This window comes from Amycolatopsis sp. cmx-4-61, assembly GCF_046548775.1.
In the GTDB taxonomy this organism is placed as follows: domain Bacteria; phylum Actinomycetota; class Actinomycetes; order Mycobacteriales; family Pseudonocardiaceae; genus Amycolatopsis.
Genome location: NZ_JAEBEI010000021.1, coordinates 66,853 through 82,803 on the forward strand (window position 1 = coordinate 66,853; position 15,951 = coordinate 82,803).

The 15,951-nt window shown below is 68.4% G+C and carries 14 protein-coding genes; 3 read left to right on the forward strand and 11 right to left on the reverse strand.

Translation table 11 applies throughout. The features are described 5' to 3' along the window. Positions 1 to 11: 11 nt before the first annotated feature. The 8 genes from ACLJOU_RS39190 to ACLJOU_RS39225 all read right to left on the reverse strand — a co-directional run bounded on the left by ACLJOU_RS39190 (position 12) and on the right by ACLJOU_RS39225 (position 8,709). On the reverse strand, positions 12 to 338 hold the full coding sequence (locus ACLJOU_RS39190) for a trypco2 family protein (protein ID WP_410574329.1): 327 nt from the start codon (positions 336 to 338) through the stop codon (positions 12 to 14). A 99-nt stretch (positions 339 to 437) separates the two neighbouring features. Then, a complete protein-coding gene (locus ACLJOU_RS39195) occupies positions 438 to 1,430 on the reverse strand; it encodes a C40 family peptidase (RefSeq protein ID WP_410574330.1) in 993 nt (330 codons plus the stop codon). Beyond that, a complete protein-coding gene (locus tag ACLJOU_RS39200) occupies positions 1,427 to 3,487 on the reverse strand; it encodes a hypothetical protein (protein ID WP_410574331.1) in 2,061 nt (686 codons plus the stop codon). Before ACLJOU_RS39200 ends, ACLJOU_RS39195 begins: the two co-directional genes overlap by 4 nt. Positions 3,488 to 3,544: 57 nt before the next feature. After that, positions 3,545 to 6,124 (reverse strand): ATP-binding protein, encoded by a 2,580-nt coding sequence (locus ACLJOU_RS39205; protein WP_410574332.1) that lies wholly within the window; start codon positions 6,122 to 6,124, stop codon positions 3,545 to 3,547. Continuing rightward, positions 6,124 to 6,504 (reverse strand): hypothetical protein, encoded by a 381-nt coding sequence (locus ACLJOU_RS39210; RefSeq protein ID WP_410574333.1) that lies wholly within the window; start codon positions 6,502 to 6,504, stop codon positions 6,124 to 6,126. The genes ACLJOU_RS39205 and ACLJOU_RS39210 overlap by 1 nt, the downstream gene beginning before the upstream one ends. Before the next feature lie 80 nt (positions 6,505 to 6,584). Beyond that, positions 6,585 to 6,824 carry a hypothetical protein gene (locus ACLJOU_RS39215; protein WP_013229063.1) on the reverse strand — a complete coding sequence of 80 codons (240 nt, stop codon included), beginning with the start codon at positions 6,822 to 6,824 and terminating at the stop codon, positions 6,585 to 6,587. A gap of 16 nt (positions 6,825 to 6,840) precedes the next feature. Further along, on the reverse strand, positions 6,841 to 7,734 hold the full coding sequence (locus ACLJOU_RS39220) for a conjugal transfer protein (protein WP_410574334.1): 894 nt from the start codon (positions 7,732 to 7,734) through the stop codon (positions 6,841 to 6,843). Positions 7,735 to 7,845: 111 nt separating this feature from the next. Then, positions 7,846 to 8,709: a hypothetical protein gene (locus ACLJOU_RS39225; RefSeq protein WP_410574335.1), complete on the reverse strand. Its 864-nt coding sequence runs from the start codon at positions 8,707 to 8,709 to the stop codon at positions 7,846 to 7,848. 355 nt (positions 8,710 to 9,064) lie between these two features. On the opposite strand from ACLJOU_RS39225, the gene ACLJOU_RS39230 reads away from it, so the two are divergent. The 3 genes from ACLJOU_RS39230 to ACLJOU_RS39240 all read left to right on the forward strand — a co-directional run bounded on the left by ACLJOU_RS39230 (position 9,065) and on the right by ACLJOU_RS39240 (position 12,907). After that, positions 9,065 to 10,225: a hypothetical protein gene (locus ACLJOU_RS39230; RefSeq protein ID WP_410574336.1), complete on the forward strand. Its 1,161-nt coding sequence runs from the start codon at positions 9,065 to 9,067 to the stop codon at positions 10,223 to 10,225. A gap of 230 nt (positions 10,226 to 10,455) precedes the next feature. Then, positions 10,456 to 11,226, forward strand: coding sequence for a hypothetical protein (locus ACLJOU_RS39235; RefSeq protein ID WP_410574337.1), 771 nt, complete (start codon positions 10,456 to 10,458; stop codon positions 11,224 to 11,226). Between the two features lie 148 nt (positions 11,227 to 11,374). Next, a complete protein-coding gene (locus ACLJOU_RS39240) occupies positions 11,375 to 12,907 on the forward strand; it encodes a hypothetical protein (protein ID WP_410574338.1) in 1,533 nt (510 codons plus the stop codon). A 147-nt stretch (positions 12,908 to 13,054) separates the two neighbouring features. Here ACLJOU_RS39240 and ACLJOU_RS39245 read toward each other — a convergent pair whose 3' ends face one another. Genes ACLJOU_RS39245 through ACLJOU_RS39255 form a run of 3 tightly spaced genes read right to left on the reverse strand, consistent with a single transcriptional unit; the run spans position 13,055 to position 15,868 of the window. After that, positions 13,055 to 13,450, reverse strand: coding sequence for a hypothetical protein (locus ACLJOU_RS39245; RefSeq protein WP_410574339.1), 396 nt, complete (start codon positions 13,448 to 13,450; stop codon positions 13,055 to 13,057). After that, positions 13,437 to 14,606 (reverse strand): cyclic GMP-AMP synthase DncV-like nucleotidyltransferase, encoded by a 1,170-nt coding sequence (locus ACLJOU_RS39250; RefSeq protein WP_410574340.1) that lies wholly within the window; start codon positions 14,604 to 14,606, stop codon positions 13,437 to 13,439. Before ACLJOU_RS39250 ends, ACLJOU_RS39245 begins: the two co-directional genes overlap by 14 nt. After that, on the reverse strand, positions 14,606 to 15,868 hold the full coding sequence (locus ACLJOU_RS39255) for an SAVED domain-containing protein (protein ID WP_410574341.1): 1,263 nt from the start codon (positions 15,866 to 15,868) through the stop codon (positions 14,606 to 14,608). Before ACLJOU_RS39255 ends, ACLJOU_RS39250 begins: the two co-directional genes overlap by 1 nt. Positions 15,869 to 15,951: the final 83 nt, after the last annotated feature.

Genomic DNA, 15,951 nt, shown 5'->3' on the forward strand with positions numbered 1-15,951 from the left:
CAGCATCGATGTCAGCGCCCGACGCCGGACAGATCCCCCGGGCCTGCCGGACGATCCGGGTCGCCCGACACCAGAAGATCACTGCCGTCGGCACGCCGTGGGGTCAATGTCAGGCGAACCCGCTGTGTGCGTCCTCGCGCGAGCCCGGCTTCGCCGTCGGCGGTGACGACCCACGCTTTGAACCCGCTCTTGACCTTCGCGTCCTTGCGCAGCTCGACCGAAAACTCCAGCTCGATCGGCCCGACAGCCAGTTCCACGTCGTGCCCGGCGCCCCACGCGGCTGCCTCGATCAACTCGTCCCGCAACGCGGCAACTGCATGCGCCAACTCGATTTCCATGCCAACTCAGTCGCCGTAACCCAGTCCGCCGCTACAGCTGCCGACGGATCGGGCACGTCGGCCGTTTGGCAAGCCACGTCATTTGGCCACAACGAGCGATCAGAAGCCACTTGGTCGTGTGGCGCCAAGAGGTTTTCCCATGCGGTCGATCCGAACCGGCTTGCCGAAGTCCGGCGCGTTGATCATTGAATGGTCCGAGATGACCAGCCCGACGTGGGTGATGTGGCCCGTGCTTGTTCCGAAAAACACGAGGTCCCCCGGCTGGCTATGGTCGGGAGCCACGCGGGGACCTGCAATGTACTGGGTTTGGGCCGTGCGCGGCAGATCGATCCCGGCTGCAGCATAGGCCGCTTTCGTGAGGCCCGAGCAGTCGAACCCTCGATCGCCATTGGCTGGGCCGTTACCACCCCAGACATATGGCAGGCCCAACTGGCTGCAGGCGAACTGGATCGCGGCATGGACAGCGTCATTCGGCGCCTGCACCGCGCCGCAGCTGTACTTCTCCGCCTGATCGAGGACCTTTCGGACGTACCACTCGGCGTGGTTGTAGGCGAAGATCGCGGCGTGCAGGTCGCGGCCGTCGCGGGCTCCGGAGTCGCAGAGATAGGCCGCTGCGGCGTAGATCGCATCGTGCGGGTTGTACCGAGACGGCGGGTGCGCACCGCCAGGCGGGATCGGGTGGCGAGCGACGACACCGTCGAACGTCGACTGAAGGAACTGCATCGGGCCGCCGGCTTTGGCGCTGTTTTCCCCGCTGTGGACGCCGGGGAGCTGGGAGCGGCCGTGGTTGGTTTCGATCTTGCCGATGGCGGCGAGGATCGTCCAGTCGAGGCCGGGACAGGTTTGGGCGGCTTCGCGGTAGAGGGCGAGGTAGTCGGCCGGGATGTCGCCTACCTGGCCGCCGTTTGGCACGGCTGCTGAGTTCGAGTCGCCGGCTCCGGCGAGCGTCGTGAGCAGGACGACGACGATCAGGACGCAGACGGCAGGCGGGCCGAGCAGCAAGACCACGGCCACGCAACCCCAGCGGGCCGGGTGTTCCCGAAGCTGGTCTCGTGCGGTCTCGGCGGCTCGCAGGGCGAGCAGCGGGTTCACTGGCGGCCGGCGGCGTTGCCGAGCCGTTCGCGCAGCCGCTGCGCCCATGGGACGGGCGGCGGAAGCATCGCGGGTGGGAGTGTGGTCTCCGCCGGTGTCTTCGTGATGAAGCCGCGCCCGCGGGCAGCAGCCCCGAGGTCAGTGCCGGTGAACGCCGGTTTACGCCCGGTCGCCGGCGGCGTCACTCCGGCGGACTCCTCGCCGAGGTACGTCGACGCTGCCGGCTTCTGCCCGCCTGAACGGTTGCCGAGTGCGGTGAGCACGGTGGCGGCCGCGTGCCACGCGGGTCGCGCTCCCGTCGCCGTTCCGAGATTCCCGGCGTAGGCGGTGGCGTAGGTCTTCGCGGCGTCGGCTCGGCGAGCCAGTGCCGCTTTAGCCATACCGGCTTTCGCGGTGAGTGCAGTTTGCGCGCGCTGCGCGGCCTGCGGCCACGAGACCGGCGCGCCCACGGTGTACTTGAGCACCTGTCCCCCGGCCTGCCCACCGGTGCGGCCCGCAGCGACCAAGCGCTCCTTAAGCCGTCCGACCGGCGCGAAGGTCTCCGCGAATGCCGACGTCCCGGCCTTGGCCGTGCGGGCGAACCGATCCGGACCTGCGGGGGCGACCGGCGTCGGCAACGCTTTCGGAGCGCTTCGAGGTCGCCCCAGCCGCTGGAGCCGAGAGTTGAGCTGGCCGCGGACCCGCTGGAGGTTCGCGGCGAGGCGTTTGCGGAAGAGGAAGCCGGAGAAGACGACGAGGTCGATGACGGCGAACCGGACCAGCTGCGGGCCGAGGTCGGCCAGCATGAGCGTGCGCAGCAGCACGGTCATGACGGCGAGGAAGACCATGCCGGCCAGCAGCCGGGCGATGGTGGCGGCGATCGAGCTGACACGGTAGGCGAGCTGGTGCTGCATCGAGGGCACCAGCGCGGCGACCAACGCGAGCGCGAGCAACAGGCCCTCGAACAGCAGCAGGTACGGGGCCAGGACCTGGACGGTGTTCAGGCAGATCACCAGGATCGCGAACAGGACCATCGCGACCGCGTACAGCCAAGCTCCGAGGGTGCGGTCGCCGTCGGCGACCTCGTTGTACTTGCCGTAGTCGCCGGGGCAGCCGTCGAGTTCGCGGGCTTTGGTGCTGTCGTCCTTGCCGGACCACGGCCCGTCGTCGAGGACGCGCTTGACGGAGTACTGGCAGGCTCCGGCGATGCCTTTGACGCGGCTGATCGGGGTGCCGTAGTTGAGCGTCTCCCACGGCGTGACCAGCAGGTTGTCGATGAACGCCTGACCGATCGGCGCGGCCGGGTTCCCGGTGCTGCCGGGTTCCTGGCCCATGATGACGCTGGAGACATCGGCGGCGAGATCGCGGGACAGGGACAACACACCGTCGTCACCGACGAGGACGTCGACAGGGTGGGTGAGGATCGCGACGGCGAGAACGTTGACCGCGATGGTGGACGCGGTTTCCCGCCAGGCCCGGGTGGTGAGGCCGCGGGCGAACAGCAAGCCGAGGTAGCAGGTGGCGATGAGCATCGCAATCTGGCGCAGCTGCAGGTCGCCGATGACCGAGGTCTGCCAAATGCCTTCGAGGTCGCGGGCCGGTGCTTTGATCCAGTCGAAGACCTGGGTGGAGGCCGCCCACTCGGTGAACCAGACGGAGAACCCGACGGCGTACTTGCCGAGTGCGAAGCCGATGTTGCCCAGCCACAGCCAGATCGCCGGCATCGGGTTGTCCAGCAGGCTGGGCAGGTTGGCGAAGAGGTCGTAGTGGTGCAGGGCGCGGCCGTAGCCGTCGTCGATGCTGAAGATCCCGCCAAGGTGGACGTGATGCCCGGGGCCGTCCTGTAAGGGCAGCGGTGGCGCGTCCGGATCCGGCTGCGGCGCTGGTTCATCTCCCGGCAGCCACAGGCACGTCGGATAAGGCTCGCACGGGTTCTGTGGGCGCGAGGTGGTCGGCTCCGGCGGGTTCGGCGCCAGAGGAAGCGTTTGCGCCGTCGCGGCTTGGGGCGTGAACAGTCCGATGAGGACGATCACCGCGGCGAGCGCAAGAACGCGGGTTCCGCCGGCCGTGCACTTCATCGCCAGTCGCCTCCAGCCTCGTCGTGTCCTGTTAAGACACGGCTGGCGGAGCGATGTTCAATGCGCCTGGTGGCCCCGGGTGACGGACGGCGTGGTCAGGACGGCGTCCGGCAGCGTGCGGTACGGCTGGGTGACGACCTTGACCTTGCCAACGCGGCCAGCGTGGTCGCGCACCAGGAACTCCCCTGCTCGGGCTCGGCGCTCGTCTTCGCCGCCGGCCGGGTTCAACGGGGAGAGGTCCTTGGTGACGATCTCGTGGTAGCGGGTGTCAGCGGGGTCGACGCCGAGCCAGGCAAGGCCGCTGCGGGCAAGACTGTTGTCGCGATGGCGACCGAGGAACCGCACCGCGATCAGGCCGCGCAGGACGTCGTCGCCGAGGTCTTTCGGTGCGTGGGAGCCGAAGGCGGCGTCGGCGCCGTGTTTGCGGCCGTCGCGGACGAACTCGAGCGCGATCTGCTGGCCCTCGGGGGTGCCGGTGACGTTGTAGGCCTCGTCGCAGATGAACTCGCCCCACCGGCCCGGGGTGAAGCAGATTTCCTTGGCGATCGCGGCGATGAGCAGGTGGAAGGCGCGGCCGAAGAGCTTGCGCGGCGGGATCCGGGCGGCCATCCGTTCGTTGCTCATCTCGAGCGCGCTGGGGAGCGGGATCTCGTTGGTGCAGAACACCACCATGTCGGCGCCGAACAGGTCGACCGGCGTCAGCTCCGGATCGAAGATCGGCCGGGTGATCGGGTCGCGCCGCAGCCGCTCGAGCCGATCCGCGAGCGCCCGAGCAGCGGGGTCCCGTTCACCGTGTCGCCGGAGCGTGTCGACAAGCCGATTGCTGGATGCCTCCGGGTGACCACTGACGTCATCAAGTCCGCGGCCGAGTGCGTCCCGTTCGGCGGAGTTGGACTCCAGGTCGAGCCAAGACGCGAAGAACGTCTCGGCGATCCCGGTGCTGGACTTGCTGGCGCTGCGGAAGACGCGCAGCGGGTCGCACGAGTGCTGCAGTTCGGCCGCGGCGGGCCGGTCGTCGAGATTGGGGTCGATGATGTCGACGATCGGTGCGTTGCCGGGCAGCGCGGCGGCGACGGGTGCCCATTCGCGGCTGCGGGTCCGGTCGATGACGATCACCCGCCCGTCGAGCATCAGCCGGACAACCGCGGCGACGTTCTTCAGGATCACCGATTTCCCGGCGCCGAGCTCGCCGATCACGGCGATGCCGCCGGAGGAGTCGTGGGTGGGGCCGTAGGTGGGGTCGAGCAGGAACGGGGTGATGGCGCCGCCATCGACGGTCAGCCCGAACAGCGCGCCGGCGGGGTCGCCGAAGTCGGTCGCCGAGACCGGCAGCAGCATCGCGGCGTCGGTGGCGAGGAGGTTCTGGCTGCACTCGCGCACCACCATCGGCGTCCGGCTCCCCGGCAGCAGCGCCTGGTAGAGCTGCCGCTGACCGCCCAGCGGCCGTTCCCACCGGTACTCCCCGCCCAGGAACGCCTGCCGCAGCGCCTTGGCACGCGCGTCGGCTTCCTGGCCGGTGGCGCCCCAGACACCGGCGACGACGCCGACTTCGAGGTCGATCTCGGTGGAGCTGGCACCGAGGCGGGCGTTCTTGTGCTGGATCTCCTCCTGCGCCGAGACCACGTCCGCCGGGACGCCTGCGGTGTCGCCGGCGTGCTCCTCGTCCTGGCTCATCAGGTCGCGGGTGCGGCGCCGGTTGGCCGCGCGGGCCTCCTCGTTGGAGCGGGCGGTGATCCGCAGCGCGTAGTCGACGCCGAAGCCGATGTCGGCGAGCCGGGCGAGGATCTCGTGCCCGGGGAAGGTGAACGCCCGGGGCATCTCGGCCAGGACGAGGTAGGCCTGGTAGCTGGCGACGGCGCCGTCGTCATGCGGGGTCACGCACTTGACGAACCGGCGGTTCAACAGCCCCAGCGGCCCCCAGCCCGCCCGGTCCTCGGGCGGGTCGGTGCGACCGCCTTCGTCGAACACGCACGAGCGCAGCACCGTCAGCCGCGCGCGCCCGCTCCCTCGCCGCACTGTGGCGCCGGTGTTGTGCACCGCGGTCGTGCGGTCGAGCTGGGGCTCGTCGACGCCACGGACCGGGGCGCGACACAGCCACCACAGCAGCTCGGCTTCCGTCGCCGGCCGCAGCGGGACGGAACCGCCGAGCTCTTGCGCCGCGACCCGAGCCCGCTCCCGGCCGACCGTGAGCGCGGCAACCGACGCTGGACGGGCCGGAAGACCGAGCTGTTCGGCCAGCGCTGCGCTCGTCGCCTTGAGCATGGCCTGGGCACCCGCTCTCCAGCCGTGCCCGGCCAGGGGCTTGGCGAGCCAGTAGCTGCGGCCGAGGACATCGAGAGTGTCGAGCTGGTCCCAGGCGTTGTGGACGGTCTCCGCCCAGTGCGGGTTGGCGTCTAGGTTGATGCCCTCGAGGCAGCGCTGCACGATCGCGTGGGCTTGGACCTGCTCGCACAGCGACGCGATCATCACCTCGCCCCGCAGCGACTTCATCAGCGTCACGGTGCGGTCGTAAAGTTCCCGCAGCTGCCGTCCCGCGGAGCGGGCGCTCTCGTGCGGTAGTACCCGCCATACGGCCCAGGTCGAGCCGTCGACGCAGAACAGCAGATTCCCCGCCACGTCGGTCACCGGGCTGTCCATCACCGCTCCCGAGCCTGGGCCAAAACCAGCTGCAGCGACGACACCGGCGCCGACGGCACATCGACCTCATCGCGAAGGTGTACGTAAAGCGCGGCGCGGGTCCGCTCCGGTCGCGCGGGCCGGTACGCGCGGCGGCCGAGAGTGCCGGACTTCGGGGCGAGGAGGTGCGTGCCGAGGCCCACGAGCCAGCCGAGCGGGGTGCGCGACTCGATCCGGGCTCGCCGGACGAACACCGCCGACAGCGGCAACCCCCAACGAGCCGGGCCGAGCCAGTCCAGCAGCGGCAGCTTCCACACCACGACCAGCAGGACCAGGAACAACGCGCCCTGGGTCACGGTGTACGGGCCGCCAGGCAGGTAGCCGCCGTCGCGGCCGGGCATCCGCCCGAACATCCGCGGAAACCGCCGCGACCGGGTATAGGACCGGCCGACCAAGACGTCGCCGCGGCCCTTCGGCGCGGTCAATGCGTGAACCAGGCGCCGAACATGCCGGCGACCGCGTCGAGGTTGAGCAGGATGCCGAGGAAGATCGCCGCGATCACCCCGTACTTGATTGCTCGCGTGAAGTTCCCGCGGGTGCCGATCAGCAGCCCGATCCCGCCGACGATCGCCGCCAGCAGGATCAGCCGCCGGACGGACTGGTCACCCCAGGCCAGGTTGGTGTCGATCCAGGACTTCACGTCCGCGGCCAGCACGATCATCGGAATTCTCCTCGGCCTAGCGGCCCGCGATCAGCGGCGCCGGATCGATGCGGTTGATCTCCCACCGGCCGGCCCGCGCGATGAGGGTCAGCGCATAGTCGATTGAGGTGCTCTGCCCGGTGGCGTCCCAGGCCGAGGCACGCACAAGGCTGTGGACAGCGGTCCCGTCGGGCGGCCGGGCGGCTTGCCCCGGCTCGAACTTTTCGTGCGTCCGCACCTCGGCCACCTGCACCGCGGCGAACGGCACCGGCTTCGGCAGGCCGAGGCTTGCTCCCGGGCTAACGAACCGATCGAGCTGGCCTTGCCCCGCCAGATAGGCGGCCAAAAACCCCGCGACCGACTGCCCGATCGGACCATCAGGGTCCGCGACCTCGTCGTAGGCGAGCGCGGCTGCGCCGAGTGTGCCGGGGCACGCAACCGGTGAGGGCAGCGAGGTGGCGACGTAGGTGTCGCCGGTCCCGGCCATCGCGACCTGGGCACACAGCAGCGACACCTTACGCTTACCGTCCGGCTGCAGCACCAGCACGTCTGCGACCACGACGACCGACCACACCCCGGGCACCGGCGAAGTCGCCGAGACGACGGCGGTGTCGACCGGGACCTGGGTGCCGGCCGCTCGCTGCGACTTCATCCCCGGCGGGTAGAAGGTCTCCAGTCCGGCCGGATCGTCTCGGGTCGCAGAAAGCCAGGCGCGCACGTACATCTCCGCCCAGCCCTCCGGAGAGCTGGAGGGCGCGGGTGCGCCACCGTCCCGCATCAACGGCGCACCCGCTGGCTGGAGAACGACCAACCCGATGATCGTCAGCAACGGGCTGGCCAGCACGGCCAACCACGCCACCCACCGGCCGACGCGACGGGTCGTACCCCGCAGCGCAGGCTCGAGGTCCGCGTCGGGCAGCAGGTTCGCCATTAGGCTCCTGCCCGCGCCACTGCGGTCGCGACGACGGATCATGACTCGACCTCCCTATGCGTGGCCGACTGACTGTTGCTCGAAGGCACGCAGGTCGCCACGTGGTGTGATTCAGCCGGCCCAGGGCAGGTCGCGGCTCGGGAACTCCGCTGCGGCCTCGGCCAGTCGCTCGAACGCACGTCGGCGGTGGCGGGTGATCGTCGGCTGGCTCAGCCCGATCAGCGCACCGATCTGGCGGTCGGTAGCCACACCGTCCCGGCCGACCAGATCACCGAAGTAGCGGGTGGTCAGAATGGTGGCGGAGTGCTCGTCAAGCCGCTCCTGCTCCACCGCCCAGGCCAGCAGCTCGAGCAGCTCCTCCGATGCATCCAGCTCGACCGGCACGGCTGCGAGCGGCCGATGCACCTGGTCGTCGTCCATGCTGATCACGTCGGCGGCGGCCTGACTGTGGTCGACGCCGAAGTCCCGCTGAGCCGCGCGTTGGGTCTCCCGCATGAGGTTCGCCGCGACGTGGTGCCGGCGCCGGAGCGGATAGCACCGGCTCTGCTCCCACAGGTGCCCGATCACCGACACCTGGATGTCCCGGCTGTCTTCCGCCGCTGAGACTCCGCCTCCGGCCACGCCGCGCCGAAGACCGACGGCACCGCCCGCAGACCGCACTGCCCGAACGACTCGACCGACGATGCCCGGCACAGCAGGCAGCATCGCGTCGACCACGATCTCGGTCGCCACGACACCACTGCTTACCGGCGCCGCAGCCCGGACGAGAAGCGCGTGAAGCACCTCGTCGTGCCGCTCGTAGTCGCGCGTGGCCAGGACTGCGACGAGATCGTCATGGGATGCGACGCCGGAAAGCGCGGTCTCCTCGGCGGACCAGTCGTGAAGGGCATAGTCGAACCGCTTGACCGCACAGGCCCGGCCGAACTCCTTCTGCAACATGGTCAACGGGCTGTTCTCGACGGATCGGCTGCTCATCGCGCCAGCTCCTTCGCTTCGATGACAAGATCCGAGCCAGCGTCTAAATAGGTGTTCGCTCTGTTCCTGGCCCGCGACCTTGCCCCTGGCCTCGGGGCAAGCTGAGATCACCCGGATGGGTAACGGCGGCTCCCCGCGGACTCGGCCGCGTAACGGCGCTCGTGAGCTGCGAAACGACGTTCGAAGGTCCGACGGCCTACGGAGCGAACCCCAAAGGCGCCGCGAACAGTCCAAAATGCCGCCGAGGACCGGATGCAACACTCCTCCAAGGCGGCCCCGACGACAGGATCGCGGAATGTTCGAGGTTTCGATGTTCGCAACCTGTTAACAAAGCCGCGACTACCTGCGACATCTCGTGGACGACCGCGCCGCCGCGATGGATGGCGTCGTTCGTCATCACACTTTGAAGGGGGCGATGCTCGTGGGCATTGGCAAGCGGCTTGCGCGGAAGGCAGTGCGTCGCGCAGTCCCCCGCAGCGTCCGCCGCGCCGCTCACCCGGTCAGAACGGTCAAACGCGCCGTAACACCTCGCCCCGTGCGCCGGGTGAGCCGCGCGATATACACCGTCACCAATCCGCTCGGCGCGGCAGAGAATCTGCTCCTCAACAGCGTCACCAGCTCACGAAGCCGTGGCCGCCGGACGACCAGCGGCAGCCGGGGCCGCAGCACCCGCCCTGCAACGTCTCGAGCGACCCCCGCGTCGCCCGCCGTCAGCCCGACGGATGTGAGGGCAGCCGAAGGCGCGGCGGCCCACAACCATCTCGCCGAGCTGATGGCCGTGCAGCGTGAACGTTTCACGCCGGCCCAGCGGCCGATGATCCCGGTACCCCCTTCAATCGATCCGGCTGTCATCGAGCAGCAAGAGTGGGCGAAGATCAAGCACGAAGCCCGCCCTTGGCAACGTGCCCGCCGCAGAGAACTACGCCAGTCGGCTGCGAATCGCGCCATGCAGCACGCCACGGAACTTAACGCCCGCGATCGCGAGCACCACCGGATTCAACAAGCACAGGCCGACGCCTGGTGGGCAGCGCTACAGCGAGGAGCCGCTCAGGTACTTCGCGCCGCGCTGGACGCCGCCTTCGCAGACAATCCCGCGCCAGTCATGGTCACCCGCGCCGAACGGCATCACGCTGACCTGATCGTTCTGCTTCCTGGACTTGACGTCCTACCCATGAAGAAAGCGCACGTCACCCCCACCGGACGACTGTCGAGTAAGGCCTGGACCAAGACCGAGCTCAACGACCTCTACGCCGACCTGCTGGGCGCACACCTCCTCGCCACCGTCCGGGAAGCCTGGGCCACAGGTCCCTCGCTGACCCACCTCAAGGTCACCGGCATCCGCCGAGGCCCCGGCAATGCCGACGAGCACCTGTTCGATGTTGAGGTCGACCGCTCCGGCGTGGCCTGGCATGACGACCACGCCGGAGCGACCGTGCTCCGGGCTGCGCCGCATGGCCTCAATCGGGTCGGCAGGACGCGTGAGGTTCGCCCCCTACCCAGCGGCACCGCCACGTGAACGGAACGTGTTCCGCGCCGTCGTGCAAGAATGAATCGTGCTGGCCCAGAGTCAGGCGAGCCATCGGCTTCTGTGATCACTGTCTGACCGCACTGATCGCCAAGTGCGACGCAACGCCCGTTGCCTTCGGGGACGGGGCTCGTGCGCGATTCCGCACCCGGCACAACCCGTGCGGAGCGATCGTCGACGTCTCCTTGCCGATGATCCGCCGAGGCGGCTGGGTGTGCCAGATGTGCAAGTGGATCCAGCATGGGATCGAGAATCGGCGGCTCGGGTACCCCAACCTCGTCGGCGACTGGCCGGTCGAACGGCAAGAACAAGTCCTCACCGCCGCCGGGATGCGCTCCCTGCATCCACTCGGCGACCAGGACGGCAACGACCCACTCAACGTGGAATGCCTCGAATGCGGGGCCGCTCAGGCGAACACGCTCTTCGGCATCTCCGAGGGAATCCGCTTGTCCTGGCTCCCCTGCACCGAATGCAACGCAAGGCGCTTCAAACCGACGCAGGAGACCATCCGAGCACGCTTCGCAGCACTGGGACTCAGCCTCGTCGGCGAGTTCACCGGAGACCCTGGGCGACCCCTGAACGCGACCTGCACCCGCTGTTCGACCGAGCGATCGGTCTCATGGAGCGCAATCTGCGGCGGCACCCCACCGTGCCTGCGCTGCGACGGGTCCAGGCTGGATCCCGACGCACCGCACCGCGTCTACCTGATCGAATTCCCCCACCTCGGCGAATGCGGAGTGTACAAGGTCGGCATCACCCACTGCGCCAACGACAATCGCCTGCACAACCACGAAAAGGCCGGCGGTCGCGTCATGAAGACCATCCAAGTCGCCAATCGCGCTGCCGCCCTGGCGATCGAGCGGCGCATCCTCGAAACCTACCTTCCCTTGGCTCCTGTCCAGCTCCATCGCGACTTGCTCCCGCATGGCGGCACTACCGAGTGCTGGTCACGCCATGCGGGCTACCCTGACCTAAACCTGCACCAGGACTAAAGACGACCACACGGCCCCGGCCACATCAGACGGCAGTCCGGCGGACGCTCGAAGTTGGCGACTCTGGCCGGCAAACGGGAACTACTGGTCGGATCCACCTCCACCTGCCGGAAGTATCTCCCAGCAACTCATGGGAGATACTTCCTGAGTGAGCTCCAAGACGACGACCGAATCCACGCTCCTCGACCGGGCGATCCGCGACAAGCTCATCGCCGTGGTGGTGGACGCCAACGCGTACGGCGAGGTCGGGCCGAACCTGGCCAGGCTCGCCGCCCTCGCCCGGGACCTGGCCAAGATCCGGATCCAGACCTGGGTTCCGGAGCCAGTGGCCTGGGAGTGGGCGGAGCACCTCGCTGCCCAGTGGGTCTTAGCCCGCAATTTCGTCAAGGGGCCGCTCGGGCATCTCACCGCGGCGGGCCTGCCGCCCCTGATGATCACCCCGGGCTATGCCGACCGCGATGCCGTCATCCAAGCCTTTCTGGCCGCGCTCGCCGCCGTTCCCCATATCGAGGTGATCGCCCTTACCGGTGAGAGCGCCGTCGCGGGCTTGAAGGATCAGATTCTCCAACAAGCGCCCGCGAAGACGAAGAGCCAGGACAAGGTCAAGACCGGCGGCAGCGACTCGGCGTGGCTTCGTGATGTCCTGCAGCGCGCCGACGGTCCGGACTCCCTGCTGTTCCTGAGCAGGGACAAAGACATCATCCAGGCCTACGAAGCCTGGAAACGCGGCAAGCCGCTGATGCGCGCTCCCGGCGAGGTTCGGGGCGCGCTCTTCGACTACGTCCCGGCTGGCATCGACGACCAGTGGCTGGTGGCGCGGCTTCTTTCCTCGCTGGTTCCCGTTGCTCTCGGCGAAGCCACGCAGGTGCCGGGGCAACTGGTCGGCAAGATCGACGGACTACTCGACGCCCTGGATCTCGACTGGGAAGAACACGGCTGGACCGGCGGCGACCTGACCCGACTCACCGGGTTGGCTGGTCTCCAGGACGTGGTCTGCGAACCCCCGGAGCTCCACGAACCGGGAAAGCAGCCGGACACGCGCACCCTCCGCGCTACCGCGTTCTTCCTCGCCGACGCCGAGATCACGCATGCGTACCGCCTAGACGACGATGAGCCCGTGGTCGAAGAAACGTTCTCACGCACTGGTCTGGTGGCTCGGACCACGCTGGTGGTGAAGCTCCAGAGCGACAAGCTAATCGAAGTCCGGCCGGACTCCGACACCATAGTATTCACTGGGGGAACCTTCGAAGATTCATGGGACGCCTTCGAAGTCATCGACGATGCTTTGACCGGCGTGCCCGGCTTGGTACTCCCCGACAAGTGGGGTGGCTGGCAGACTGCGGGCGAGGTGCAGATTCCTGTCGAGGGAACCGACCACACCGCCGAGTTGTCCTGGAACTACGGGGAAAACGGCGGGTTCAGTCTCATGATCGATGATGCGGAAGCGGAGGTCACCTGCGGATACGACGATGAGACATGGGTCGGGGGCAGCGATGGTTTCAACGTCGAACCTCCGTACTACCTCACAGTGGATACCCCCGAGATCAGCGGTGGCGGTGCCTGGCACCTTGCGAGCTGGATGATCCATGCGCTGCAGCCGACCGCGACGACTCCGGCTTCCGGGGACTCAGGCGTTGACCCAACTTCCCAGCAAGGTGAATCCTCGCGTCCGCCAGGTTGAGGCTGCTGGTTCCGTCCAGGACTCGGTCGGCCGGGTCGGCGAACCGGACGATCCGGGGCGTCGCCCCCGGCGTCGAGTACCCAGTAGATCCAAAGAACGGCCACGAATCCAACAGCCATCGCCGATTCGCCGCATGCCCCCGACCTGTCACAACACGCCGCCACCGTGCCATTGCTTCGTTACGAGCCAGATTTCGTAGTAGAAGAGCCATTCGCTGATCCAGGGCACTGTGGTCTGCGCGATGAGCATCGTTGGTCGCCACTGACCATTCAAGTGGAGACACAGGGTGTCGTCGGAGTAAGTGTGGGGCAGGACATCCGCCTCGGCATGCAGGCGAAGGTCAGGTGAAAGAACACAGACCGCGGGTACACCGCCATAGGCGTAGCTGATCCGGACGGTGTACTTGCGGCTTGCCGACGTCGGCTGGATCTGGGTGGTCACGGTCAGACTGCCGCGGCTGAGTCGGATCTCCGCGTCGGGGAGGAGGGCTCGCAGGGCGAAGGCCTGCTGGCCGACGCCCAGCCAGCGGTCAGCGGGTTTCACGGCCGTGGAAGACGTGGCTCCGGCTACGGCGACCGGCGCCTGCACTGAGGACCGCGGTTCCAGCCGCGACGGACAGCTTGCCCCGTTCCCGGAGCTCGACCGTTCGGCCCGCCCAGCCGGCCGCGGACTTCGTGAGGATGTCCCGGTCGAACGGGCCGCTGAGGTTGTCGACCAGGATGTCGATGCCGGCGTCCCGGGTCTTGTGCGCGCGCTCGAGGTCGGTCTGGACGGTGCCGAGCCAGGCTCGGAACTTGGTCCGCCGGTGTGCGGTGTCGGGATCGTTCCACTTGTCGGTGAAGTTCTCCCCCGGGTGCGCCGGATTCAGGACTTCCCACCTGCCGTCGATGTGGTGGATGTGGGTTTCCATGCTGTGGACAGCTTCGATGAGGGCGGTGCCGAGGTCTTCCTGACCTCCGTAGGCGTGGGCGGCCAGTGTCGTGATCAGGATGGACGGCGGGCGGTCGTCGAGGTCGTCGGCGAAGGCGAGGTAGCAGTGCCACTTCAGGACCTGCACGAGGCGCTGCAGGGTGGAGCGGACCATCCAGTCGGGCACCGCGGTGACGTCGACCTTCCTGCTCTTCGCCTCGAAGCGGAGCTTGCGGAGCATTTCCTCGGAGCGGTCGCGGAACCAGACGGCGTAGTCCTTGGGGTTGCCGTGCTGCCAGGGGCGGAGCTTGGTGTCGGTGAGCAGGATCGCGTTGTCGGAGCGGACGAAGTCGTCGTCGGGGATGGACGGCAGGACGTCGAGGTGGAAGCCAAGCGAGTCGTAGGCGAGGGTCCAGCAGCGCCGCTTCTCGAAGTACTTGTCGGGGGCGTCGTCGGCGTCGGTGCTGGTCTTATACTCGTGGTACTGCTCCAGCATGGTGCCGACGCGTTCCTTCAGTTCGGCCTGGGAGGTGCTTTCCTTCCGGATCCCGTTGCGGAAGACGAGGTCGATGTCGTACTCGCCGGCGTTCGTCGGGGGCCTGATGGCGGTGCCGGTGGAGAACGAGCCCTGGGGGTAGACGCTCCAGGTCTCGCCGCCGGTTTCGGCGAGGAAGGTGCCGACGTCGGTGTAGCGGGCGACGGCGGCGTCGCGGACGTCGGCGGGGATGTCGAGGATGTCCGCGGCGCCGGCGAGGATGGCGGAGAAGGCGTCCATGGTGGTGTCGTTCATCAGCGGAAGTCCTGATCGTTCGGGGACGTGGTGATCGCGTACTGGTAGGTGTCGTGACCGTCTACTCGGTCGAATACGCGCAGCGGGGGCTGGGCGACTCGCATCAGGTGCCGGCCCATGCTCACGGCGGCAGCCGCGGGGACGGCCGGGAACACGTCGATGCAGGGCGCGCCTCGATGGTCGATCTCGATCTCCGCGAGGACCCTGCGCCACGCCTGGCTGAACGCGTCGAGGGTGGCGGCGTTGCCGATCAACGTGGGTGTCGGAATGACTTCGATGGGCCTGAGCTCGTAAAGCGTGTAGCGATCGTCGACCTCGGGCGGTAATCGCCCTGGGTCTACGGAGCCCGAGACCGACAGCAGGACGGCCACCCGGTGAGGATCGCTCCCGGGTTGCCTGCGGGTGTGGGTGAAGTCGATCTGCGGGCTCCCGGGCGTCCCGCCCCAGCCTTCGGAACCGTCCCGGCGCTTCGGGTAAAAATCCGTTGGCAGCGTCTCGTCGAGCAGGGTGCCCAGCATGATGAGAACGGGGATCCGCGCGAGCGCGAAAATCGAGAGGTGGGCGACCTGCCCCTTGCGTACCTGGGTGCGGAGGTAGCCGAGCCGGTCCTCGAGGTGCTCCCGGGCCGATGCCCAGTAGCCCGGGGTGCTGGTCTCCTCTCCGGGGACCGCACGGAGGTCAATCTCGAGTTCGTCGGCGCCGCGCAGCGTCCAGTCCGGGAAACGGTCCCGCTCGAGCAAGGCGTTCGTCACCCGGTTGTCGGTCAGGTCCACCGGCCGGCCGTGCAGGTTGCCGACAACGCGCACGACAGTGGTTGCACGCTCTTCACCCATGCCGGTCAGCTTCCGGATGCGCACCTCGTGCTTGCGCTTCATCGCGCGCAGCGTGTCGGCGTCGAAGACTTCCCACATCGAGCGGTGGTCGATCACCTTGTGCTGGTCGTAGCACAAGAGCATCAGGTTCTCGGCCAGGTTCCGCTCATCCAGTGGAAGCGGGTCGGATCCGCGTGGGGAACCGGGGGCGGTCGACCAGCCGACAATGTGCGCCAGCTGTCCGACCATGACGTCCCGGCCGGTGACCTCCTCGTCGGCCAGGTAGCGGTTGCACATGGTGCACCGCGCGCCGGCGGCGACCCACACGCGACGCGCGATCCGCTCGGGGACAGTCCGGGTCCGGCCGTCCGGGCCGACCGCGACGGTCGGCTTCACGTGGACCTTGTCCACGCTCTCGGTCTCGGTCTGAGGCTCGCTCGGCTCAGCCACTGTTGACCTTGGCCGCGGGGCCGGCAACGGCACGGTGGCAGGGCATGGTGTGCTCCCTCGGCGGGCCGCTCCTCGGCTGGACC